Consider the following 22,346-nt stretch of genomic DNA (forward strand, 5'->3'; position numbering starts at 1 on the left):
GAAGTGGGGCATCCTCGAAAACCTGCGGCGGCACGGGTGCGACACGTGGGTGCTTCCGCACACGACCACCGCGGAGGAGATCCTCGAGCTCCGGCCGGCCGGGCTCGTCTTGTCACCGGGGCCCGGTGATCCGAGACGTCTGGCCTTCCAAGTGGCACAGGTGCAGAGATTGTGGGGGCGTCTCCCGATCTTCGGGATCTGCCTCGGGCATCAGATCATCGGTCGGGCGGCGGGGGCGGAGACGTTCAAGCTCCCCTTTGGGCACCGGGGCAGTAATCATCCGGTCAAGGACGAAGAGCGGGGCAGGGTCTGCGTGACCACGCAAAACCATGGGTACGCGGTGGATGAGGGGTCGATCGACGCCACGGAGGTGATCGTCACCCACCGCAACCTCAACGACGGCACCGTAGAAGGGTTGCGCCACCGAATCCTTCCGATCATGTCGGTGCAATACCATCCCGAGGGTCGCCCCGGTCCGCTCGACTCCGGCTACCTGTTCGAGCAGTGGATGGCCATGATCGGGGCCCCGTGGGCGTCCGGAGCTCTTCACGCGGGCGCGGGCACAGATGGGCCCCGCTGAGATCCGCAAGGTGCTGGTGATCGGCTCAGGGCCGATCATCATCGGACAGGCGGCCGAATTCGACTACTCCGGCAGCCAGGCGTGCCGCTCGCTCTCCGAGGAGGGCGTCGAGGTCGTCCTGGTCAACAGCAATCCCGCGACGATCATGACCGATCTCGATACGGCCGATCGGATCTACATCGAGCCTCTTACGGTCGAGTTCGTGACGCGCATCCTCGAGCGAGAGCGCCCTCAGGGGCTCCTGGCCACGCTCGGCGGCCAAACGGGCCTCAACCTCGCCGTGGGGCTGGCCGAGGCCGGTGTGCTCGACCGGCTCGGAGTCCGCCTCCTCGGAACCCCCCTCGAGGCGATCCGGCGGGCGGAGGACCGCGAGTTGTTCCGGGATGCGATGACCGAGTTTGGCGAACCGGTCCCCGAGAGCGCCATCGCGCGATCGGTGGACGAGGCCAGGGTGTTCGCGGAGGAGATGGGCTATCCGGTGGTGATCCGGCCGGCGTATACCCTGGGGGGTACGGGGGGTGGGGTCGCCGTGGATCGGCCGTCCCTCGAACAGATCGCATCGCTCGGGCTGGCGGCAAGCCGGATCGGCCAGGTCCTGGTCGAGCGGTCGCTGGCCGGGTGGAAGGAGATCGAGTACGAGGTGATGCGGGACCGCGTCGATACCTGCATCACCGTTTGCAACATGGAAAACCTCGACCCGATGGGCGTGCATACCGGCGATAGCGTGGTCATCGCGCCGAGCCAAACGCTGAACGATCGTGAATACCAGATGCTGCGGAGCGCCAGCCTGCGGATCATCCGTGGGCTTGGGATCGAGGGGGGCTGCAACATCCAGTTTGCCCTGGACCCCCACAGCGCGCAGTACTTCGTCATCGAGGTCAACCCGCGGGTCAGCCGGTCGAGCGCGCTGGCGAGCAAGGCCACCGGATACCCGATCGCCCGCGTCGCGGCGAAGATCGCGCTGGGGCGCACGCTCGAAGAGATCCCCAACGCCGTGACCGGCAAGACCCGCGCCAGCTTCGAACCGGCGTTGGATTACGTCGTGGTCAAGATCCCCCGGTGGCCGTTCGACAAGTTTCCGGGCATTGAACGGCGGCTGGGCACGCAGATGCAGTCGACGGGCGAGACGATGGCGATCGGGCGGTCGGTCGAGGAGGCCCTGCTCAAAGCGCTGAGGTCGCTCGACCTCAAGGTCGATGGGCTCGGGTATGCATCCGCCTCCGCGTGGTCGGTGGCGGATGTCCGGCGGCGCATCGCGGAGCCCTGCGACGAACGCTTCTTTGCCATTGCCGAAGGGGTCCGGCGCGGGATGCTGGCGCAGGAGATCGCCGATCTCTCCGGGATCGATTTGTTCTTCATCCACAAGATCGAGCGGATCGTCGGGATGGAAGGCGAGCTGCGCCGCGGGCAGGACGTGGACGTCTTGCGCGAGGCCAAGGCGATGGGGTTTGCCGACAGCGCGATCGCATCCCTCTGGGAGACCACGGCCGGCTCCGTGCGAGAGCGGCGCGCCCGCGCCGGGATCCGCCCGGTCTACAAGATCGTCGACACCTGCGCCGGCGAGTTTCCCGCCATGACGCCGTACTTTTACTCGACGTACGCGGAGGAGGACGAAGGCCCCGCCGGCGGCGGAGAGCGGATCCTCGTCCTCGGCTCCGGCCCGATCCGGATCGGGCAAGGGATCGAGTTCGACTACTCGAGCGTCCACGCGGTGAAGGCGCTGCGCGCCGAGGGCCGGGAGGCGATCCTGATCAACAACAACCCCGAGACGGTCAGCACCGATTTCGACGTCGCGAACCGGCTGTACGTGGAGCCCCTCACACTGGAAGATGTCCTCCACGTGATCGAGCGCGAGCAGGTGGCGGGCGTGATTGTGCAGGTGGGCGGCCAGACCGGGCTCAACCTGGCCGGACCGCTTGCCCATGCCGGCGTACGGATCATGGGGACGGCCGTCGAGGATCTCGACGTCTCCGAGGACCGCGAGAAGTTCTATGCCCTCCTCCATCGGCTGCGCATCCCATGTCCCGCCGGCGGGGCGGCGCGCTCGGTTGACGAAGGGCTGGGGATTGCCAGCCGCTTGGGGTACCCGCTCCTGGTCCGGCCGTCGTACGTGCTCGGCGGCCGGGGGATGCAGATCGTCGAGAACGAGGCCGCACTCGTCCACTATCTCCGCTCCGCGGTCGCGTTGGACGAGGACCGGCCCGTGCTGCTCGATAGCTATCTCGACGGCCGGGAGGTTGAAATCGACGCGGTCAGCGACGGCGAGGGCGTCTACCTGCCGGGGGTGATGGAGCACATCGAGCGGGCCGGGGTGCACTCGGGCGACAGCCTGGCGGTGTTCCCGGCCGTCCACGTGACCGCGGAGGAGCGGGATCAGATCGTGGCGCACACGGTCGCGATCGCCCGCGCACTGCACGTCCGCGGGTTCCTCAACATCCAGTTCGTCATCAAGGGCGACACCGTGTACGTGCTCGAGGCCAACCTCAGGAGCAGCCGCACGGTGCCGTTTGTCAGCAAAGCGGCCGGCGTGCCGCTCGTGCCGATCGCCGTTCGCGTGATGCTCGGCGCATCGCTCGCCGACCTCGGATACCCCGGGATCACGCTCCGGCCGCCTCCGGCGCGCATCTCGGTGAAGGCCCCGGTGTTCAGCATGGAAAAATTGCATCGCGTGGACGTGGTGCTCGGCCCGGAGATGACCTCGACCGGCGAGGTGATGGGGCAAGACACCACCCTGCCGGGTGCCCTCTACCGGGCGCTCCTGGCCGCGGGGGTGACGATCCCCGCCAACCGGGCCGTCCTGGCGAGCATCGCCGATCGCGACAAGACCTCGGCGATGCCGCTGATCCGCCGCTTCGCCGACCTCGGCTACGCGGTCTTCGCCACGGACGACACCGCGCGGTTCCTGGCGCGCGAGGGAGTCCGTGCGGTCCGCGTCAGCAAGAACGGCAGCGACCACACCGCCCTGCGGCTCATTCACGAGCACGCGGTGAGCCTGGTGGTCAACACCCCCACGCGGGGCAAGATTCCGGGCCGGGCGGGCTTTGCGCTGCGCCGCGCCGCGTTCGAGCGTCGCCTTCCGTGCTTCACCTCGCTCGACACCGCGTCGGCGTTCCTCGACGTCGTCACCGCGATCAACGAGGGGCACATCCTCTCGCCCCAGGCGGCCGCAGAGGTATCTCCGCTCTAGATTAATGACCCAGGCCCGGCGTTGCCGGCGCCTCCGGAGGGGGCGCAGACGCGAGGGGCCGGAAGGTGTTCATGATCTGTTGCAACTGAGGAAGATGCTCGCGCACAGTGAGCGGGGTATTCGCGGTCGTCCCCACGACCATGAACGCCCGCCGTCCCCTGGTCACGCAGCTCTGCACGCTCTCGCGCTGCTGCCCTGTCTGGGCGCGCCAGACATACACCCGACTATACGCAGGCAGGCCCCCCAGCGTGGTCGCACCCTGCTGAACCGTCGTCCAGCTGTGGATTGTGAACCGCATGACCATGTCTGCTTCCCCGACGCAGGCCTGCGGAGACAGCGCCGAGGACGTATCCTGCACGATCACGTCAACGCTATCGGGGAGCCCCGACGTCGCGGGGGCCGCCGTTGTCACGGCCGCGGCGCGCGAAGACGTTGACGTCTGAACATTCCACGTGGCCGGCACGCTGATCGTAAACCGGCCGAGTGGGTCGCGGACATTCTTCAGCGCGGCCCCCTCGGTCATCACCAGGGTGGATATCATCATCGTCCCGGCTACAACCGCAGCACCCAGCACAGCATTCATCCGTCTCATACCGCGTATCCTCCTGAGACTATCTCTCAGGACTGCCTAGTATCGCCCATGCCCCTCGACCCACACCCTGCCACCACCGCCCCGTGCCCAATGCCCGGGGATCCAGATCGCCCGCTCCCGCGGAATCCGGGTCCCCACACATTGTTATTCCCCGCGGGCCGCCCCCTTTAACGGCCGTGCAGACGCTTGCAAATTTATTCACTCGACAGTATAATTATTCGATATTGGGGCAGGCGGCGGGGTGGATAGGATGCCGGTGCGGGTCAGCGTGATCGGGGCGTCGGGATACGGGGGGGCGGAGGCCGTGCGCCTGCTGGCCACCCATCCGGAGGTCCGCCTCGCACACGTCACGGCGGAGACGCAGAAAGACCAACCCCTCGCGGCGCTGTACCCGAACCTCCGCGGGTTCGTGGACCTGGTGACCGAAGCGCTGGATCCGGCGGCGATCGGGAAAGACTCCGACCTGGTGATCGTGTCGCTCCCCAGCGGCAAGGCCATGGAGGTCGTCCCCGAGCTCTTGGAGCGAGGGACACGCGTGATCGACGTGGCCGCGGACTTCCGGCTCAAGGATCCGGCCGAGTATCCGGTATGGTACAAGTTTTCCCACGCGGCGCCCCAGTATCTCGCGGAGGCGGTGTACGGGCTTCCGGAACTTCACCGGGACGCCATTCGTCGCGCCCGCCTCGTCGCCAACCCGGGCTGCTACCCGGCCGCGGCGTTGATCGCCGTGGTCCCGCTCCTCCGCGGCGAGATCGCGGCGCTCCACGGCATAGTGATCGACGCGAAGTCGGGAGTCTCGGGAGCGGGGCGGGGCGGAAAGTCGGGCGGCTACGCGTTCGCCGATACGAACGAGGACGTGCGCGCCTACAGCGTGCCGGGCCACAACCACACGGCCGAAATCGAGCAGGAGTTGTCCGGACAGACGGGGACCGCGGTGCGGGTGACGTTTGTGCCGCATCTGATCCCGGTGACGCGGGGGATCCTTGTGACGGCCTATGCCCCACTCGCCCGGAAGGTGACCACCGCGGATGCCATGATGGTGTATCGGGAGGCCTACGCCGAGGAGCCATTCGTCCGCGTTCTCCCGGACGGGGCGCTCCCCCAAACGAAGGCCACGGCCGGCACGAATTACTGCGATGTGGCGGTGCGGATCGATCCGCGCGCCAACATGGCCGTGGCGATCGCCGCGATCGACAACCTCGGCAAGGGCGCCGCCGGTCAGGCGGTGCAAAACCTGAACCTCATGCTGGGGTTCCCGGAGACGACCGGGCTCCGGGTTCCTGGGCTCTATCCGTAACGAGGAGGCCGGCCAATGAGTGGAGGGGTGACGCGGTTGGTGCAGGGGGGCGTGACGTCGGCGCAGGGGTTCGTCGCCTCGGGCGTGCATTGCGGGATCAAACCGCAGAAGAAGGACCTCGCTCTGGTCGTGTCGCGGGGGCCGGCATCGGCGGCGGGCGTGTTCACGACCAACAAGGTCAAAGCCGCGCCCGTTCTCGTCGACATGGAGCGGATCCGGTCGGGTCAAGGGCGCGCGGTCGTGCTGAACAGCGGGAACGCCAATGCCTGTACGGGGGAGCCGGGGCTGCGGGACGCGCGGGAGATGGCGCGCCTGACGGCCGAGCATCTGCAACTCTCCGAAGACCTCGTCTACGTGTGCAGCACCGGCCCGATCGGGGTACCGTTGCCGATGGACGCGATCCGTCGCGGCATCCCCGAGGCCGTCCGTGTCCTGGGGCCCGACGGCGCCACCGCCGCTGAAGCGATCTTGACCACCGATACCGTCCAGAAGACGGCGGCGGTGCAGGTGGCGATCGGCGGCCAGATCGTCACGGTTGGGGGGATGAGCAAGGGCGCGGGCATGATCCACCCGCTGATGGCGACGACGCTCACCGTCTTGACGACCGATGCGACCGTCCCGCCCGCGGTGCTCCAGGCGGCCCTGCGCCGGGCGGCCGACCAGTCGTTCAACCGAATCACCGTGGATGGGGATCGTAGCACGAACGACACGATCTTGCTCTTCGCCAACGGGGAGGCCGGGGCGCCGGAGATCGCCGGCCCGGGTGAGGCGCTGGATGCGTTCCAAGCCGCGCTCAACAGCGCCACGGTGAGCCTCGCTAAGGCGATCGCCAGGGATGGCGAAGGCGCCACCAAGCTGATCGAGATCACGGTCGCCGGCGCGCAGTCCGATGAGGACGCCCAGCGCGCGGCGTTCGCGGTCGCCAACTCTCCGTTGGTCAAAACGGCGATCCATGGAGCGGGGGTCTATTGGGGACGGATCCTGGCGGCGGTGGGGTACTCCGGCGCCGAGGTCCAACCGGATCGGGCGATGGTCCGGATCGGACCGGTGGTGGTCGCCGAGCGCGGAATGCCGGCGGGGGGTCCGGAACTCATCGAGCAGGCGGGCGAGCACCTGGCGGGTCAGGACGTCCAGGTGCTGGTCGACCTGGGCGTGGGGCGAGCGGAAGCCACCGTCTGGACCTGCGACCTTTCTGAAGAATACGTGAAGGAAAATGCCGGGGACCTCTCCTAGGCTGTCCGTCGACGCGGTGACCGAACAGGGCGGGGTGATCGCCCAGGGGCTTCGCTATGTGAGCGCCTGGAAGGGCAAGACCGTCGTCGTCAAGTTCGGGGGGAGCGTGCTCGACTCGAGCCGGGACGGCACGCTGGCCCAGGATCTCGTGCTCCTGAAAGGCGCCGGCATCCATCCGATTCTCGTGCACGGAGGCGGACCCGATATCACGCGCCTGTTGGAGCGGTTGGGGAAGACGTCGCAGTTCGTGCAGGGGCTCCGCGTCACCGACGAGGAGACGATGGAGGTCGTGGAGATGGTGCTCGCCGGCCGCGCGAACAAGGCCCTCGTGTCCCTGATCATTCGCGAGGGCGGTCAGGCCGTGGGCCTCAGCGGGAAAGATGGGCAGATCCTCATCGCCCGCAAGTACCAGGGCGCGGTCGATCTCGGCCACGTCGGCGAGGTGCAACAGGTGCATCCCGAGCTGCTGGTGCAGCTCAGCGCGCAAGGCTATATCCCCGTGGTGGCCTCGCTCGGGATCGGAGAGGACGGGACGAGCTACAACCTCAATGCCGATACCGCGGCCGGGGCGCTCGCGGTCGCGCTCGGCGCGAGCAAGTTTGTGCTGCTGACCGATGTCGAGGGCGTCTACCGCGATTACCATGGGGCGAGAGAGCTCATCTCCGAGTTGCGCGCGGGTGACGTCCCCTCACTCGTCGCGGATGGCACGGTGAGCCGGGGGATGCTGCCGAAGATCGAGGCGGCGATCGCGGCGCTCCGCGGAGGAGTCCCGAGCGCCCACATCATCAGCGGCGCGATTCCGCACGCGCTGCTCGTCGAGTTGTTTACCGAGCGGGGCATCGGGACGATGCTCAACCCGTGACGCGGGTGCTGAGAAAACCGGAGGTGGGGTGAGCGATGACCACACAGGAGACCATCGAGCTGTCGAGGCAGGTCCTGATGCCGAACTACCGGCGCCTGCCCGTCGCGTTCGTCGAAGGACAGGGGATGCGGCTCTGGGACGCAGAAGGCAAAGAGTACCTGGACTTCGTCGCGGGCATCGCCGTCGACGTGCTGGGTCACTGCCATCCCCACCACGTCCGGGCGATCCAGCAGCAGGCGACCAAGCTCATCCACGTCAGCAACCTGTACCACATCCCCCAGCAGGCCGAGTTGGCGCGCGCCCTGCTCGATGTGTTGAGGATCCCCGACGGCAAGGTGTTCTTCTGCAACAGCGGCGCGGAGGCCGCCGAGGGCGCGATCAAGCTGGCCCGAAAGGCCGCGCGCACCGTCCGGGGACGGGACGCGTACGAAATCATCGTCGCGGATCACGGGTTCCACGGGCGGACGATGGGGGCGCTCTCCGCCACCATGGTCGCGCGGTATCACGAGGGGTTTGAGCCGCTGGTACCCGGGTTTGTCTCGGTGCCCCCGAACGACCTCGGTGCGGTGGAGCGGGCCGTCACCCCGAAGACGGCCGCGGTCTTCATGGAGCCGATCCAGGGGGAAGGTGGGATCAACCCCACCGACGACGACTACCTGCGCGGACTCAGGCGGGTGTGCGATGAACGGGGGCTGTGGCTGATCCTCGACGAGGTGCAGACCGGGTTCGGCCGCACCGGCCGCTGGTTCGCCTACCAGCACGCCGGCGTCACGCCGGACATCGTGACCCTGGCGAAGGGGATGGGCGGCGGGGTGCCGATCGGCGCATTTGTGGGGCGCGGGCAGCTGGCGGAGGTGCTTCAGCCCGGCAGCCATGGGTCCACGTTCGCGGGCGGCCCGCTGATCTGCGCCGCCGCGCTGGCGGTGCTGCGCACGATCCAGGAGGAAGATCTCGTGGACCGCGCGGCCGAGATGGGCGCGTACTTGCTGGCGAAGCTCCGCGATCTGGCCAACGCCCACCCGGTGATCACCGAGATCCGCGGCCGCGGCCTCATGGTGGCGATCGAGCTGAGCGTCCCATCGGAGCCGGTTGTGGCGGCGTGCCTCGAGCGGGGGCTCCTGGTCAACAACGTGCAGCCGAAGGCCATCCGGCTGGTCCCCCCGCTGATTGTGGAGCGCGGCGACATCGATGAGGCGATCCGGATCCTCGGCACCGCGTTGAGCGCCGTCGGCGCCGAGGCAGGGAAGGCGGCCGCGAGGTGAGCGCCATGCATCAGCCCAAGCGGGTGGCTCTGGCCTACAGCGGCGGGCTCGACACGTCCGTCATCATTCCGTGGCTCAAGGAGCGGTACGGCTGCCAGGTCGTCGCCGTCGTGGCCGATGTCGGCCAGGGCGACGACTTCGACGAGGTGCGAACGAAGGCCCGGCGCAGCGGCGCCGACGCCGTCGAGGTGGTGGATGTCCGCCATGAGTTCGTGACGCGCTACATCTTTCCGGCGCTGCGCGCCGACGCGGTCTACGAGGGGCGCTACCTTCTCGGGACGTCGCTGGCACGTCCGCTGATCGCCCGCGTGCAGGTGGAGATCGCCCTCGCGGAGGGGTGCGACGCGCTCGCGCATGGGTGCACCGGCAAGGGCAACGATCAGGTTCGGTTCGAGCTCGCCTACCAGGCGCTCGCTCCGGAGCTCGTGGTGATCGCGCCGTGGCGGGAGTGGACCCTCGGATCGCGCGAGGAGGAGATCGAGTACGCGCGGGCCCACGGGGTGCCGGTGCCGGTCACCCGCGAGAAACCGTACAGCATGGACCAGAACCTCTGGCACCTCTCCTTTGAGAGCGGTGTACTCGAGGACCCGTGGGCCGCCCCCCCCGCGGGCATGCACCGGCTCACCGTGGATCCCGAGAAGGCCCCGGATGATGCCGCCCACGTGGAGATCGGCTTCGAGCACGGCACGCCGCTCACCGTGGACGGCCGCGCGCTCGATCCCGTCGGCTTGGTGTCGCACCTCAACCGCCTCGCGGGTGCGCACGGAGTCGGGCGCGTGGACATCGTGGAGAACCGGCTCGTGGGGATGAAGAGCCGGGGGGTGTACGAGACCCCGGGGGGCACGGTACTCGCCGAGGCGCACCACCACCTCCAGACCATCACACTCGATCGGGACACACAGCACTACAAGACGCTCCTGGCCGCGAAGTACGCGGAACTGGTGTACAACGGGCTGTGGTACTCGCCCCTCCGCCGCGCGTTGGACGCATTCGTCGCCGCGACACAGGAGACGGTCACCGGGACGGTGCGGGTCAAGTTGTTCAAGGGCAGCGCGGTCGTCGTGGGGCGCCGCGCGCCCGCGTCTCTGTACAGTCATGACCTGGCCACCTTTGGCCGCAGCACCGGCTACCACCAGGCTGACGCGGAAGGGTTCATCCACCTCTTCGGACTGCCCACCAAAGTTTTCGCCGACGTGAACCCGGACCTCTCGCGCGATCTCGCGCCTCCACGGGCCAAGGTGCCGACCTCCGGATCCGGGCCGGAGTCGCCGTCGAGGTAGCTCCATGCCAGAATCCCGGCGCGGCTCACAGGACGACTCGGCCACGGCCCGGATGTGGGGAGGACGGTTTCGCGGCGAGCTGGACCCCACGATCGCCGCGTTCACCACCTCGCTGCCGTTCGACCACCGGTTGTATCGAGCCGACATCCTGGGGAGCATCGCGCACGCCACCATGCTCGGTCGGAGCGGTATCGTCCCGGTCGCAGACGCCGATCGGCTCGTCGAGGGGCTGCGTGAGATCCTGGCCGAGGTGGACGCCGGCCTGCTCAAGATTCGAGGGGCGGAAGATATCCATTCGTTCGTCGAATCGGCCTTGCGCACGCGCATCGGAGATGCCGCCCGGCGGCTGCACACCGCGCGGTCGCGAAACGATCAAGTCGCCACCGATCTCCGATTCTACCTGAAGAGCGAGATCGTCAAGATCATCGGCCGCACGGTCGCGCTGCAGCAGGTGCTGCTGGCGATGGCGGAAGCGCACCCGTCGATCATCATCCCCGGGTACACGCACCTGCAGCGGGCGCAACCCGTCCTCCTGGCGCACCATCTACTCGCCTACGTGTGGATGCTCGACCGCGATGTCGGGCGGTTCCGTGATGCCTTTGCCCGGACCGACGTCCTCCCGCTGGGCGCCGCCGCGCTGGCAGGGACCTCGTACCCCATCGACCCGCTGCTCGTCGCGGAGTTGCTCGGATTTTCTCGAATCGCGGACAACAGCCTGGATGCCACGTCCGACCGGGACTTCGCCGTTGAGTTCGTCGGCGCGGCGTCCCTGCTGATGATCCACCTCTCCAAGCTCGCGGGCGAGATCGTCCTGTGGGCGACCGCCGAGTTTGGATTCGTGGAACTGCTCGATACGATCAGCAGCGGCAGCAGCATCATGCCCCAAAAGAAGAACCCCGACGCCGCCGAGATCGTCCGCGGGAAGGCGAGCCGGGTCGTGGGCGATCTCGTCACCCTGCTGGCGGTGCAGCGGGGCCTTCCGCTCGCGTACAACAGCGACCTCCAAGAGGACAAGGAGGCCGTGTTCGACGTGGTCGACACCGCGAACGCCTCCCTGCAGGTGATGGGCCTCGTCCTCAACGGCATCCGCATCAACGTGGACGGAATCGCCGCCCGCCTGCGCGGCGGGTTCATGGGCGCGACCGAGATCGCGGACGCGCTCGCCCGCCGGGGTCTGCCGTTCCGCGACGCCCACGAATTGGTCGGGCGGATCGTCCTCTATGCTCAGGAGCGGGGCCGCGAGCTGTGGGAGCTCTCCCCGGAGGAGTATCGGGAGTTCAGTCCGTTGCTGGATGCGGACGTAGCGCAGGCGACGACGCCGGCCGGAGCCGTCGCGAGCAAGCGATCCCACGGGGGAACCGCTCCCGAACGCGTTCAAGAGCAGGTCCAGGCCGTGCGCGAAGCGATCACCGAGAACCTGTCGTGGCTGGCGGCGCTCCCCGCGGCGCCCGTGGAGCGGGACGCGGCCGCGCCGGGCGCTCCCCCGAAGCGGCGCGCGCCGGAGCGCTGATCGATGGCGGCGGATCCCGGGCGGCGTCTTCGGACGCGGCCGCACGCGGGCGCTCCCGAACCGATGCCCCGCGATGCGACCCGCGCGGATCGGGAACGACGGATTCGAGAGATCATCGCCCACCATCCTGTAGGCACCCAGGAAGAACTCGCCGCCGCGCTCCGCCGCCAAGGGCTCGCGGTCACCCAGGCGACGGTGTCCCGCGATATCAAGCGCCTCGGGCTCGTCAAAGTGACGATGGGGGACGGGCATTCCCGGTACGTCGTGCCGGATCGGCCATCGCCGGTCGACGTGCTCCGCCGCCTGCGGCATGCTGTGACCGAGTACGTCCTTTCCGTCGACGCGGGCGAAGAGCTGGTGGTGATCCATACCCTGGCCGGCCGCGCCAACGCCGTGGGGGCGGCGCTCGATGAGATGCGGTGGGGCGACGTCGTGGGAACCGTCGCCGGCGATGACACGATCGTGGTGGTGCCCCGCCGTCGCGCGGCACGCGACCATGTGTTGCTCCGACTTCGCCGGCTCGTTGAAGGGCGTCCGATCTGACGCCGCCGCTCCCGCAAGGAGGGGTCGGGTCCGCATGGGACGAAGGTTGGATCAGCCAGCCACGCCGGCCCGGGGACCCACGCATGGAAGTCTGGGTCACGAACCTGCAACACAAAGTGTCGATCGAGACGAGCTTCATCCGAGACGTCGTCATGTCTGCGCTCCGAATCGAAGGACATCCGCAACCCCCCGATGTCAGCGTCGCGCTGGTTGACGATGCCTACATTCGAGTGCTCAACCGCGAGTACCGCGGGGTCGATCAGCCCACGGACGTGCTGGCGTTTCCGATGGAGAGCGAGAGCGGCGCTCGAGGGGACCCGGCCCTCGGGGACATTGTCATTTCCCTCGAGCGCGCCCGAGAACAGGCTCGTCAGTTCAAGCATCCGATTCGCCGGGAGGTCGCGCTGCTCGCCGTGCACGGCCTGCTGCACCTGCTCGGATACGAGGACGACAGCGAAGCGGGCGCCTCGGCGATGTGGTCCAAGCAGAAGCAGCTCCTGGAGCGAATCCTGGGCACCGAGGCCCGAGACGGCCGGTAGCCGGTCCTTCCCCGAGGCGATCGCGTGCGCCCTCCGGGGGTTCCGTCACGCCTCGCGGACGCAGCGACATTTCCGCGCCCAACTGCTCATCGCCGCCGGCGCGCTCTTCTTCGCCGCGTGGGCGGGGGTCTCGACGGTAGAGCTGGCCGTCCTCGCGGTCACCGTGGCGGTCGTGCTTGGGGCGGAGCTCCTCAACACGGCCGTGGAGATACTGACCGATCTCCTTCATCCCGATCACGGCCCCGCCGCGGCGGCGGTGAAAGATGTCTCGGCCGCGGCCGTCTTGATCTCGGCAGCGCTCGCCGTCGCCGTGGGCCTGCTCGTGTTGCTGCCCCGCGTCATCGAGCTCTCTCCCTCCGCGGTTCGGGGCATCCCCCTCGTGTTGGGGGTCGTGTGCCTGCTCATCCTGGCCGCCGGTGCGGTCCGCGCGCGTCGCCCATCCCGCCTCCGAGCCTGAGGATCGGCGGCCGTGTGCTATAATGGCGGTGCAGCTCTGGATGCTTCATCCTGCCCGGAAAGGCAGGGGTGACGCTGCTTGGAAGATTCCCGATTGAGCCTTCGGATCGTCTTGCTCGTGCTGTTTGTCCTCTGCTCGGCCTTCTTCAGCGCGTCGGAAACCGCGCTCTTTGCCGCCAACCGGGTCGTGCTGCGCCAGCGGCGGGCCCAGGGAGACCGCCGCGCCCGCGCCGCGTACGCCCTACTGAACCGCGCCAATGAGCTGTTGACCACCCTCCTCACCGGCAACACGATGGCCAACGTGGGGGCCTCGGTCGTGGCGACGTCGATCGCGCTGTCACTGGTCGGCCGGCGCAGAGGGGAGTGGGTCGCGTTTCTCGGGACCACGCTCGTGGTGCTCATCGCGGCCGAGATCGCACCCAAGACCCTCGCGGCGCGCCACGCCGACCGCCTGGCGCTGGTCGTCGCCGGCCCGATCGGCACGCTGATGCGGGTGTTTACCCCGCTGCTCCGGGTCCTCTCGGTGATTGGGACGACGCTCGTGCGGCCCTTTGGAGGCCATATCACCCCGCGGGCCCCGTTGGTAACCGAAGAGCAACTGCGCTTCCTGGTGGAGGTCGGGGAGGAGGAGGGGGTCATCGAGGAAGAGGAGCGCGCGATGATCCACTCGATCTTCGAGTTCGGGGATACCGTGGTCCGGGAGGTGATGCGGCCGCGCGTCGACATCGTGGCGGTGCCGGCCGATGCGACGGTGAATGGGGCCATCGGGTTGATGGCCGAACACGGCCACTCCCGCCTGCCGATCTACGAGGGGACGATCGATCACATCATCGGCGTCGTGTACATGCGGGATCTCGTCCCCGCGCTTCGCCAGGGCAGGCTCGATCGGCCCGTCTCCGAGGTCCGGCGTCCCGCGTTCTTTATCCCCGAGACCAAAAAGGTCGATGAGCTCTTCAAGGAGATGCAGCAGAAGAAGCTGTCGATGGCGATCGTCCTCGACGAATACGGCGGGACCGCGGGCCTCGTGACCGTGGAAGACCTCCTCGAGGAGATCGTGGGGGAGATTCAGGACGAGTACGATCTAGAGGAAAAGCCCATCCAGTTGATCGATGCGAACACCGCGCTCGTCAACGCGCGCATCCATGTGGATGATGTCAACGAGCTGCTCGGCACCCGGTTGCCCGTCGACGAGGTCGACACCGTGGCCGGATTGGTCTACGCGCTCTTCGGCCGGGTGCCGGCGCAGGGCGAGAAGGTGGACCTGCCGGGGGTGGAGCTGCGCGTCGAAAAGACCCTGGGGCAGCGGATCACGCGGGTGCGGATCACACGCACGACGCCGGCGCCGCAAGAGGAAGCCGCCCCACTGTGAAACTTCGCCTCCGGACATATTTCTTCGCCGGCCTCCTGGTGCTGATTCCGCTGGTCGTGACGATTGGGATCCTCTCCTGGTTGTTCAATCTCCTGGACGGGTTCCTCGGTCCCTACATCTACGACTGGTTGGGCCGTCCGATGCCGGGGCTGGGCCTGATCGCCACCCTGGTGCTTATCTTCTTGATCGGCGTCATCACGACCAACATCATTGGCCGCCGCCTGATGGGCGCCGTCGATGAGGCGCTCCACCGGATCCCGCTGGTCCGCAGCATCTACTCCATGACCAAGCAGATGAGCGACAGCATTTTCCAGGGCCGGCAGGTGGCGTTTCAACAAGTGGTGCTCGTCGAGTACCCTCGCCGGGGGTTGTATCAGATCGGGTTCGTCACCGGGATGATCGAGGGCCCCCTCCAGCAGGAACTCGCGTCGAGGGCGGGGGAACGGATGATCAATGTGTTCATCCCGGCGAGCCCGAACCCGATGTCGGGCTATCTCGTGATCGTGCCTGAGCGAGATATCCAGGTTCTCGGGCTCAGCGTCCAGGATGGGCTCAAGATGATCATCTCGGGGGGGATGGCCATTCCGACGGCGCAGCGGGGGATGCTCCCCAAGGGACGCGATGGGGGCGGCGCGGCCGCGAAATGAGCCGCTGCGGGGTGCGAAGGCCGCGGCAGCGAGCGACGTCAAAGCAGCGGAGGACCCGAGCGATGCGTGCATGGTGGAGGATGGCTGGGATCGTGGTGGCCGGGATGGCGACGACGTGGAGTGGAGCGCTCGCCGCTCCGCCCTCCGCCCCCGCTCCGGTGGGGCAGGAACGGTTCGTGATCGATCCGGCAGCGTCTCAGGCGTCCTACCGGGTTGGCGAAGTCTTCATCGACCAGGGCAATCAATTTCACGTGGCCGTGGGGACGACCCACGCGATCCAGGGCGAGATCTACCTGGACCGGGCGAATCCCCGCCGCAGCCGCGTGGGGACGATCACCATCGATATCAGCCAGCTCAAGTCGGACCGATCCGGCCGCGACCGCAGGATCCGGAGCGGGTGGCTCGAATCTGAGCGGTTCCCCATGGCCGTGTTCATGCCCACCCAGATCCAGGGGCTGCCCGACACGTACACGCCCGGCCGCGAGATCGCCGTCCAAATCGCCGGCGACCTCAAGATCCGTGAGGTGACCCGGCCGACGACGTTCGCCGCGAAGCTGCGGTTTGATGGCGAGACGATCACGGGGGACGCGACCGCGACGATCCACATGACCGATTTCGGGTTCGACCCCCCATCCATCCTAGGCGTCCTCAAAGCCCAGAACGAGGCCACGTTGGAGTTTCAGTTCGTCGCGCGGCACGCCCAGTGATCTTCCAGGGGGGGGCGTATGACTGACCTGGAACGCTACATCCTGGACGAGTGGACGGACGACTACCACTCGGGACGGCTCGACAGGCGGGAGTTCTTGCGGCGGATCGCCGTGTTTTCGGGAGGCGCGGCGGCGGGCCTCGCCGTGCTCATGGGCCGGGGATTCGCCGCAACCCCCGAGGAGGTCGCGGAGGCCGCATCATCCCCCGCGCCGCTGCGGGCCCAGGCCTCGGCCGTGACCGTCCCGCCCGATGATCCCACGATCGATGCGAAGATGGTGTCGTTTCCGCTCGGGAGCACGGCCATTCAGGCCTATCTGGCATTGCCGCGAAACAAGCCGCAGGCCTCCGGCGTCATCGTCGTGCACGAGAACCGCGGCCTCACCGACCACTTCAAGGACGTCTGCCGCCGTCTCGCCAAAGCCGGGTACGCCGGGCTGGCGGTCGATCTGGTGTCCCCCCAGGGGGGAACGGGGAAATTCACCGATTCCGCGGAGGTGTCGACGTACCTCTTCCGGACTCCTCCGGAGCGGCACGTCGAGATCCTGAACGGGGGCGCGCGGTACCTGCAGGGATTGCCGGCCGTCCGAGGCGATCGCATCGGAACGATGGGGTTCTGTTTCGGCGGAGGGATGGTCTGGCGGTTCGCGACGCAGAACCCTGATCTTCGCGCCGCGGTGCCCTTCTACGGTCCCAATCCGCCGCTTGAGGACGTGGCGAAGATCCACGCGGCCGTGCTGGCGCTCTACGGATCGCTCGACACCTTTGTCAACCCGGGCATCGCCGCGATGAAGAATGCGCTCGAGAAGGCGGGAGTGACCTTCGAGATGCATGTCTACGACGGCGCGCACCACGCGTTCTTCAATGACACCGGTCAAGCTTACGACGCGGCGGCGGCAAAAGACGCTTGGGCCCGCACGCTCGCGTGGTTCGGGCGGTGGCTCGCTTGAGCACGGCGAAGCGGACCCCATCCGCGCGCGGAAATCGGAAGGCGGGGGCGGCACGCCCCACGCGCCTGCCGGCCCAATACGCGCGGCTCGTCCGCGCCGCGGCGCGCGCACGCCGCCGGGCTTACGCGCCGTACTCGCAGTTCCCGGTGGGCTCGGCGGTGCTGGCCAACGACGGCACGATCTACGCCGGGTGCAACATCGAAAACTCGTCCTACGGGCTCGCCCTCTGCGCCGAGCGCGTGGCGATCCACACCGCGGTGGCGAGCGGCCGGCGGCGGCTGACCGCGGTCGCGGTGGTCGGGCCCGCCGGGATTACCCTGACCCCCTGCGGCGCCTGCCGCCAGGTGATGGAAGAGTTCGGTGTGCAGACGGTGATCATCGCCGGGCCTCGCGGCGCGCCCGCGGTGGTCTCGCTCCAGTCCCTCCTGCCGATTCCGTTCACGCGAGGCTGGACGCGATCCCACCATGCCGGTCTATAAAGCGGAGGCGATCGTCCTCCGCCAGCAGACCCTCGGGGAGTCCGACCGGATCGTCACCCTCTTCACCCGGGAGTACGGGAAAGTGCGGGCTGCCGCGCGGGGTGTCCGGCGGCCGACGAGCCGGCTTGCCGGCAGGATCGAGCCGTTTACCCATGCGCGGCTGCTGTTGGCCCGCGGGCGGACCTTCGACATCATCGCGCAGGCCGAGATCGTCCGGCCGTTTTCCGGCGTCCGGCTCGACCTGCTGCGAGGGGCGTACGCCGCGTACGTCATGGAGCTGATCGAGCGGGGCCTGCCCGAGCGCGACCCGCACGAAGAGATCTTCGTGCTCATCGTGGAGGCGCTGGAAGCGCTCGACCAGGCCAGGGAAGACGACGCGGAGATCGCCTCGCTCAAGTTCGGCGTTCGGCTGGCCGGCTTCTTGGGATACCAGCCCGAGACCGCGGCGTGCGTTGAGTGCGGGCGCGGCCTCCCCCGCGCGTCGGGCGGCGCCGGGGCCTGGGCGTTCAGTCCGGGGAGCGGCGGAGCCTTGTGCCCGGCGTGCCGATCTGCGGACTCCGGGGCGGTGAGCGTGTCCCCCGGCGTGCTCGCGGCGTGCGATTATCTCATCCGAACCCCCGAGCGGCGGTCGGGTCGCCTCCGGATCCCGTCGATCCAGCGTGGCGAGTTGGCCAGGCTGGTCCAGCTCCATTTGGAGCACCGGTTAGAGGCCAAGCTGCGCTCGCCGCTGGTGATCAAGCGCCTCAGGGAGCCGCAGCACTCTTCTTCGCCGCGTTGATCCGTATCTGTTGATCCGTATCTTCGGAAGCCACGGCGTCATCACGATGAAAGGAGGGGAGAACGTTGCTAGCCTCCGAGATTCGGTCGGGGTCGCGCGTACTGGCCCTCTGCGTGCTCATCCTGGCTGTTGGCACCCCGGCGGCGACCGCGCAGGTGGCGATCCCCACGCTCCCACCACCCGTGCCCGTGGTCGTGGACGGAAAGACCACGGCCTACCTGGTGCTCGATTTGACGTCGATCATTTGCGCCCCACAGCCTGCCTGTCAGGCCACCCTCCCGGCGGCGGCTTCGCTGCTCGCGAAGGCGCGTCAAGCCAACGCGCCCGTCATCTACTCCGAGACCCCAACGCCTGGATCGACCATCCTGGCCGAGGTGGCGCCACGGCCGGCCGAGCCGAAGGTCACCGGGCGCGCCGATAAGTTTTACGGGACGCCGCTCGACGATATCCTCAAGTCGAAAGGCATCAAGATCCTCATCATCGTCGGGAGCGCCGCGAACGGCGCGGTGCTCTACACCGCATTCGGCGGCAACGTGCGCGGCTACACGGTCGTGGTGGCGACGGACGGTATCTCCGCCGCCCCGTTTCCCATGCTCCTTGCGCAGTACCAGCTGCTGAACCAACCCGGATTCGCGAACGCAGAGAACACGCCGCTCGCAGAGAGCAAGGTCACCCTCAGCCGCAGCGATCTCATCACGTTCCGCTAGCGCGTGCGGGCGGTGCCGACCGGGTGATAAGATAGGCGTGCGGAGGTGGTTCCATTGGAGATCGATCTCGAGAGGACAAAACGCGCGCTCGCCCAGTTCGGGTCGGCGATCGACGAAGCCAGACGGGCCGTCCGGCCGGGGCGCCCCGGGATGCTGCGCGTGCAGACCGAGGACCGGGTCATCGAGCTGCCCCTCACCTGGGCGGCGGCGGGGTTGGCCGCGCTGGCGGTCGCCACGATTCTGGGGTCGGTTCCTCTCAGGCGCGAACGGGAAGAAGAGCCCCTCGGCATCGGCTAGGCCGCCCCCCGAACAAGCAGAAGATGCGTGGGGAGGAGGGATCGATGAATTTTCAGGAACTCATCATCGCCCTCGAACGATACTGGGCGGGCTACGGATGTGTGATCGAACAACCCTATGACCTCGAAATGGGGGCCGGGACGATGCACCCGGCGACCTTTCTGAGGGCGCTCGGCCCCGAGCCGTGGAAGGTCGCCTATGTCCAGCCCAGCCGGCGGCCGACCGACGGTCGCTATGGAGAGAACCCCAATCGCCTCGGTCGGTACTTCCAGTACCAGGTCGTTCTCAAGCCGGCCCCCTCAGGGGTCCAGGATCTCTACCTCGACAGCCTCCGGGCCATTGGCCTTGAACTGCTCGACCACGACCTCCGCTTTCTGGAGGACGACTGGGAAGACCAGACGTTGGGCGCCTGGGGGCTCGGCTGGCAGGTGTTCCTCGATGGCCAGGAGATCAGTCAATTCACGTATTTCCAGCAGGTGGGAGGAATGGACGTCTCGATCGTCTCCGCCGAGTTGACGTACGGGCTGGAGCGGATCGCCCAGTTCATCCAGCGCAAAGACAGCGTCTTCGACCTCGTCTGGGCCCCCGGCGTGACGTACGGAGAGATCCGCCGCCAGGAAGAGTTCGAGCACTCGAAATACGCCTTCGAGATCGCGGACACGGCACTCCTGGGGCGGCTCTTCGACGCACACGAAGGTGAGGCGGGACGGTGCATCGATGCCCGACTCGCGTTTCCTGCGTATGAGTACGTGCTGAAGTGCTCCCACATCTTTAACCTGCTCGACGCACGGGGCGCGGTTGGAGTCGCGGAACGAGCCGTGTTGATGGGTCGCTGCCGGGTGCTCGCGCGGCGCTGCGCCGAGATCTACCTCGCCCGGCGGGAGGAGATGGGCTGGCCGCTTCGGGGCCGCGTGCATGCCGCGTAGGACGGCGGCCGCCGTCCTACGCTCCCGTCGCCTCCGTCTCGTTTTCGAGATCGGGGTCGAGGAGTTGCCCGTCGCGGCCGCGTGGGCGGGCGCGTACCAACTTCGCGAGGGCGCCGGGCCGGCGCTCCGCGCGGCGCGCATCCCGGCCGGGGACATCACCGCATACTCCACGCCGCGCCGGATCGTGCTGATCGTCGAGGACGTGGCCCCCCGGCAGGACGATCTCGTTCGCGAGGTCCGCGGTCCCGCCGCCCGCGTCGCGTTTGGGGCCGACGGCCGCCCGACCCAAGCGGCGGAGGGGTTCGCGCGCGCCCAGGGCGCGTCGCCGGAGCAACTCGTGCGGCGCACGACACCCCAGGGCGAGTACGTCTACGCGCTGACACGCGCTCCGGGAACGTCGACGATCGAGGCGCTCCGCGACACGCTGCCGGCGCTCGCCTCGGGTCTGGTGTTTCCCAAGGCGATGCGGTGGGGTTCAGAGTCGGTCCGCTTCGCGCGCCCAGTCCGCTGGGTCCTGGCACTGCTCGGGCGCGACATCGTCCCGTTTGAGTTCGCGGGCGTACGATCCGGCAGGACGACCTACGGGCATCGACTGCTGAGCGCGGGCCCTGTGCGCGTCGCAGACGCCCGCGCGTTCGAAGGAACCCTCAAGAAGCACCGGGTACTCCTCGATCCGGAGCTCCGCCGTCGCCGGATCTCTTCCGCGGCGATCCGGGCGGCCCAACGGGCCGGCGGCCGTCCGATTCTGGACGCCGCTCTCCTCGAGGAATCGGTACAGCTCCTGGAGTGGCCGGAGGCGCTCGCGGGGACGTTTGCGGAGGAGTTTCTGGCGCTCCCCCGCGAGGTGCTCATCACCGTCATGCAGCATCACCAGAAGTACTTTGCCGTCGAGGGAGCGGCGGGTCAATTGCTGCCCGCGTTCGTCGCGCTCCGGAACGGGGGGACCCGCGGCCTCCGCACCGTGCGGGAGGGGAACGAGTGGGTGCTGCGGGCCCGTCTCGCCGACGCACGCTTCTTCTTCCAGGAAGACCGGAAGCGCCCGCTGGAATCCCGGATTCCAGAGCTCGCCGGCCTCGTCGTGCACGAGAAGTTGGGGACGGTGGAGGAGAAGACCCATCGGATGGCCCGACTCGCCGCGCGTCTGGGGTCGGTGCTGCGGCTGGATCAGCGACAGGCCGCCCAATTGCACCGCGCGGCGCTCCTCAGCAAAGCCGATCTCGTCACCCATATCGTCCGCGAGCTCCCGGAGTTGCAGGGCATCGTGGGAGGCATCTACGCCCGGCTGGACGGAGAGCCCGCCCCTGTCGCGGAGGCGCTCGGCGAACAGTACCTCCCTCGGGGGACCGACCTGCCCCGCTCCGATATCGGAGCGAGCCTGGCCCTGATCGACAAGCTGGACACGTTGCTGAGCGCACTGGCCGCGGGCCTCGCGGTCAGCGGCTCCCAGGATCCGTATGGGCTTCGGCGCGCCGCCCACGGCGTCGTGGCGATCGTGCTCGACCGGCACCTCCGGGCCAATGTCCGGGATCTCGCGGCGGGGGCGCTCGACGAGAGCCATCGATCGCTCGACCCGGAGGCTCGAACGGCGGCCCTCGATGCGATGATGGATCTTCTCCGTCAGCGTCTCCGCACGGCCTTGATCGATGCCGGAATCAGCTACGACACGGTGGATGCGGCGCTCGAGGCCGGGTGCGACGATCTCGAGGATGCGGCCGTGCGCGCGCGGGCGTTGTGGACGTTCCGCCGCCATCCCGAGTTTCTGCGTTTATACACGGCGTTCGACCGCGCCCGGCGCATCCTGCCGCCCCAGTTCGAGGGCCGCCTCAGGCCCGACGCACTCGAGGAGCCGGCCGAGCAGCGTCTCCTCCGGAGCCTGGAGGAGGTCCGGCCTCGGGTGCTCGAGGCCCGGACGAAGGGACGCTACGATGAGACGTTCGCGTATCTCGCTGCGCTCGCCGGACCCGTCGATCAGTTTTTCACCGACGTGCTGGTGATGGCCGACGATGAGACGGCCCGCACCAACCGGCTCGCGCTGCTCGCCGGCGTGGTGGGGTTGGTGCGTCCGATCGCCGATCTCTCGCGCGTGGTCGTCGTTGGAGAAGGAAAGGCCTCCGGGAACTCCTAAATAGCAAAGGTTAGTCTCCACC

At 68.2% G+C, this 22,346-nt stretch carries 22 protein-coding genes; 21 read left to right on the forward strand and 1 reads right to left on the reverse strand.

Annotation, left to right across the window (positions count from 1 at the left end):
* Positions 1–580: carbamoyl phosphate synthase small subunit (locus VFP86_17360; protein HET9001411.1), on the forward strand; the 580-nt coding region annotated here is incomplete at its 5' end.
* The gene (gene carB, locus VFP86_17365) at positions 567–3,767 is read left to right on the forward strand and encodes a carbamoyl-phosphate synthase large subunit (GenBank protein ID HET9001412.1); all 3,201 of its coding nucleotides are present in this window, start codon (positions 567–569) and stop codon (positions 3,765–3,767) included. The genes VFP86_17360 and carB, both read left to right, overlap by 14 nt.
* 1 nt (position 3,768) lies before the next feature.
* Here carB and VFP86_17370 read toward each other — a convergent pair whose 3' ends face one another.
* Entirely contained in the window at positions 3,769–4,359 is a 591-nt protein-coding gene (locus tag VFP86_17370; GenBank protein HET9001413.1) for a hypothetical protein, read from the reverse strand.
* A 250-nt stretch (positions 4,360–4,609) separates the two neighbouring features.
* On the opposite strand from VFP86_17370, the gene argC reads away from it, so the two are divergent.
* From argC to glyS, 19 genes are all read left to right on the forward strand, one after another.
* Positions 4,610–5,656, forward strand: coding sequence for an N-acetyl-gamma-glutamyl-phosphate reductase (argC, locus tag VFP86_17375; GenBank protein ID HET9001414.1), 1,047 nt, complete (start codon positions 4,610–4,612; stop codon positions 5,654–5,656).
* A gap of 15 nt (positions 5,657–5,671) precedes the next feature.
* A complete protein-coding gene (argJ, locus tag VFP86_17380; GenBank protein HET9001415.1) occupies positions 5,672–6,889 on the forward strand; it encodes a bifunctional glutamate N-acetyltransferase/amino-acid acetyltransferase ArgJ in 1,218 nt (405 codons plus the stop codon).
* Positions 6,870–7,751 (forward strand): acetylglutamate kinase, encoded by an 882-nt coding sequence (gene argB / locus VFP86_17385; GenBank protein HET9001416.1) that lies wholly within the window; start codon positions 6,870–6,872, stop codon positions 7,749–7,751. The genes argJ and argB overlap by 20 nt, the downstream gene beginning before the upstream one ends.
* Positions 7,752–7,786: 35 nt before the next feature.
* Positions 7,787–9,013 (forward strand): acetylornithine transaminase, encoded by a 1,227-nt coding sequence (locus tag VFP86_17390; protein HET9001417.1) that lies wholly within the window; start codon positions 7,787–7,789, stop codon positions 9,011–9,013.
* 5 nt (positions 9,014–9,018) lie between these two features.
* Positions 9,019–10,293, forward strand: coding sequence for an argininosuccinate synthase (locus VFP86_17395; GenBank protein HET9001418.1), 1,275 nt, complete (start codon positions 9,019–9,021; stop codon positions 10,291–10,293).
* 4 nt (positions 10,294–10,297) lie between these two features.
* Positions 10,298–11,803 (forward strand): argininosuccinate lyase, encoded by a 1,506-nt coding sequence (argH, locus tag VFP86_17400; GenBank protein HET9001419.1) that lies wholly within the window; start codon positions 10,298–10,300, stop codon positions 11,801–11,803.
* A 3-nt stretch (positions 11,804–11,806) separates the two neighbouring features.
* Positions 11,807–12,346: an arginine repressor gene (gene argR, locus VFP86_17405; protein ID HET9001420.1), complete on the forward strand. Its 540-nt coding sequence runs from the start codon at positions 11,807–11,809 to the stop codon at positions 12,344–12,346.
* An 83-nt stretch (positions 12,347–12,429) separates the two neighbouring features.
* Positions 12,430–12,885 (forward strand): rRNA maturation RNase YbeY, encoded by a 456-nt coding sequence (gene ybeY, locus VFP86_17410; GenBank protein HET9001421.1) that lies wholly within the window; start codon positions 12,430–12,432, stop codon positions 12,883–12,885.
* 19 nt (positions 12,886–12,904) lie between these two features.
* The gene (locus tag VFP86_17415) at positions 12,905–13,342 is read left to right on the forward strand and encodes a diacylglycerol kinase family protein (GenBank protein HET9001422.1); all 438 of its coding nucleotides are present in this window, start codon (positions 12,905–12,907) and stop codon (positions 13,340–13,342) included.
* A 93-nt stretch (positions 13,343–13,435) separates the two neighbouring features.
* A complete protein-coding gene (locus VFP86_17420; GenBank protein HET9001423.1) occupies positions 13,436–14,710 on the forward strand; it encodes a hemolysin family protein in 1,275 nt (424 codons plus the stop codon).
* Positions 14,707–15,357, forward strand: a complete 651-nt coding sequence (locus VFP86_17425; GenBank protein HET9001424.1) for a DUF502 domain-containing protein — start codon at positions 14,707–14,709, stop codon at positions 15,355–15,357. Before VFP86_17420 ends, VFP86_17425 begins: the two co-directional genes overlap by 4 nt.
* Positions 15,358–15,437: 80 nt before the next feature.
* Positions 15,438–16,064, forward strand: coding sequence for a YceI family protein (locus tag VFP86_17430; GenBank protein ID HET9001425.1), 627 nt, complete (start codon positions 15,438–15,440; stop codon positions 16,062–16,064).
* An 18-nt stretch (positions 16,065–16,082) separates the two neighbouring features.
* Positions 16,083–17,012, forward strand: a complete 930-nt coding sequence (locus tag VFP86_17435) for a dienelactone hydrolase family protein (GenBank protein ID HET9001426.1) — start codon at positions 16,083–16,085, stop codon at positions 17,010–17,012.
* A gap of 65 nt (positions 17,013–17,077) precedes the next feature.
* Entirely contained in the window at positions 17,078–17,491 is a 414-nt protein-coding gene (locus VFP86_17440) for a cytidine deaminase (protein ID HET9001427.1), read from the forward strand.
* Positions 17,478–18,269, forward strand: a complete 792-nt coding sequence (recO, locus tag VFP86_17445; protein HET9001428.1) for a DNA repair protein RecO — start codon at positions 17,478–17,480, stop codon at positions 18,267–18,269. The genes VFP86_17440 and recO overlap by 14 nt, the downstream gene beginning before the upstream one ends.
* A gap of 65 nt (positions 18,270–18,334) precedes the next feature.
* Positions 18,335–18,976 carry an isochorismatase family cysteine hydrolase gene (locus tag VFP86_17450; protein HET9001429.1) on the forward strand — a complete coding sequence of 214 codons (642 nt, stop codon included), beginning with the start codon at positions 18,335–18,337 and terminating at the stop codon, positions 18,974–18,976.
* Between the two features lie 54 nt (positions 18,977–19,030).
* Entirely contained in the window at positions 19,031–19,273 is a 243-nt protein-coding gene (locus VFP86_17455; GenBank protein HET9001430.1) for a hypothetical protein, read from the forward strand.
* A 44-nt stretch (positions 19,274–19,317) separates the two neighbouring features.
* Complete coding sequence (locus VFP86_17460) at positions 19,318–20,199, forward strand: glycine--tRNA ligase subunit alpha (GenBank protein HET9001431.1); 882 nt, start codon at positions 19,318–19,320, stop codon at positions 20,197–20,199.
* Positions 20,189–22,324, forward strand: coding sequence for a glycine--tRNA ligase subunit beta (gene glyS, locus VFP86_17465; protein HET9001432.1), 2,136 nt, complete (start codon positions 20,189–20,191; stop codon positions 22,322–22,324). Before VFP86_17460 ends, glyS begins: the two co-directional genes overlap by 11 nt.
* Positions 22,325–22,346: the final 22 nt, after the last annotated feature.

It is taken from the genome of bacterium (assembly GCA_035703895.1).
Taxonomy (GTDB): Bacteria; Sysuimicrobiota; Sysuimicrobiia; order Sysuimicrobiales; family Segetimicrobiaceae; genus Segetimicrobium.

Coding starts and splice junctions, on each gene's coding strand:
- carB (HET9001412.1), top strand. CDS start 567: ATGGGCCCCGCTGAGATCCGCAAGGTGCTGGTGATCGGCTCAGGGCCG.
- VFP86_17370 (HET9001413.1), bottom strand. CDS start 4,359: ATGAGACGGATGAATGCTGTGCTGGGTGCTGCGGTTGTAGCCGGGACG.
- argC (HET9001414.1), top strand. CDS start 4,610: ATGCCGGTGCGGGTCAGCGTGATCGGGGCGTCGGGATACGGGGGGGCG.
- argJ (HET9001415.1), top strand. CDS start 5,672: ATGAGTGGAGGGGTGACGCGGTTGGTGCAGGGGGGCGTGACGTCGGCG.
- argB (HET9001416.1), top strand. CDS start 6,870: ATGCCGGGGACCTCTCCTAGGCTGTCCGTCGACGCGGTGACCGAACAG.
- VFP86_17390 (HET9001417.1), top strand. CDS start 7,787: ATGACCACACAGGAGACCATCGAGCTGTCGAGGCAGGTCCTGATGCCG.
- VFP86_17395 (HET9001418.1), top strand. CDS start 9,019: ATGCATCAGCCCAAGCGGGTGGCTCTGGCCTACAGCGGCGGGCTCGAC.
- argH (HET9001419.1), top strand. CDS start 10,298: ATGCCAGAATCCCGGCGCGGCTCACAGGACGACTCGGCCACGGCCCGG.
- argR (HET9001420.1), top strand. CDS start 11,807: ATGGCGGCGGATCCCGGGCGGCGTCTTCGGACGCGGCCGCACGCGGGC.
- ybeY (HET9001421.1), top strand. CDS start 12,430: ATGGAAGTCTGGGTCACGAACCTGCAACACAAAGTGTCGATCGAGACG.
- VFP86_17430 (HET9001425.1), top strand. CDS start 15,438: ATGGCTGGGATCGTGGTGGCCGGGATGGCGACGACGTGGAGTGGAGCG.
- VFP86_17435 (HET9001426.1), top strand. CDS start 16,083: ATGACTGACCTGGAACGCTACATCCTGGACGAGTGGACGGACGACTAC.
- recO (HET9001428.1), top strand. CDS start 17,478: ATGCCGGTCTATAAAGCGGAGGCGATCGTCCTCCGCCAGCAGACCCTC.
- VFP86_17460 (HET9001431.1), top strand. CDS start 19,318: ATGAATTTTCAGGAACTCATCATCGCCCTCGAACGATACTGGGCGGGC.
- glyS (HET9001432.1), top strand. CDS start 20,189: ATGCCGCGTAGGACGGCGGCCGCCGTCCTACGCTCCCGTCGCCTCCGT.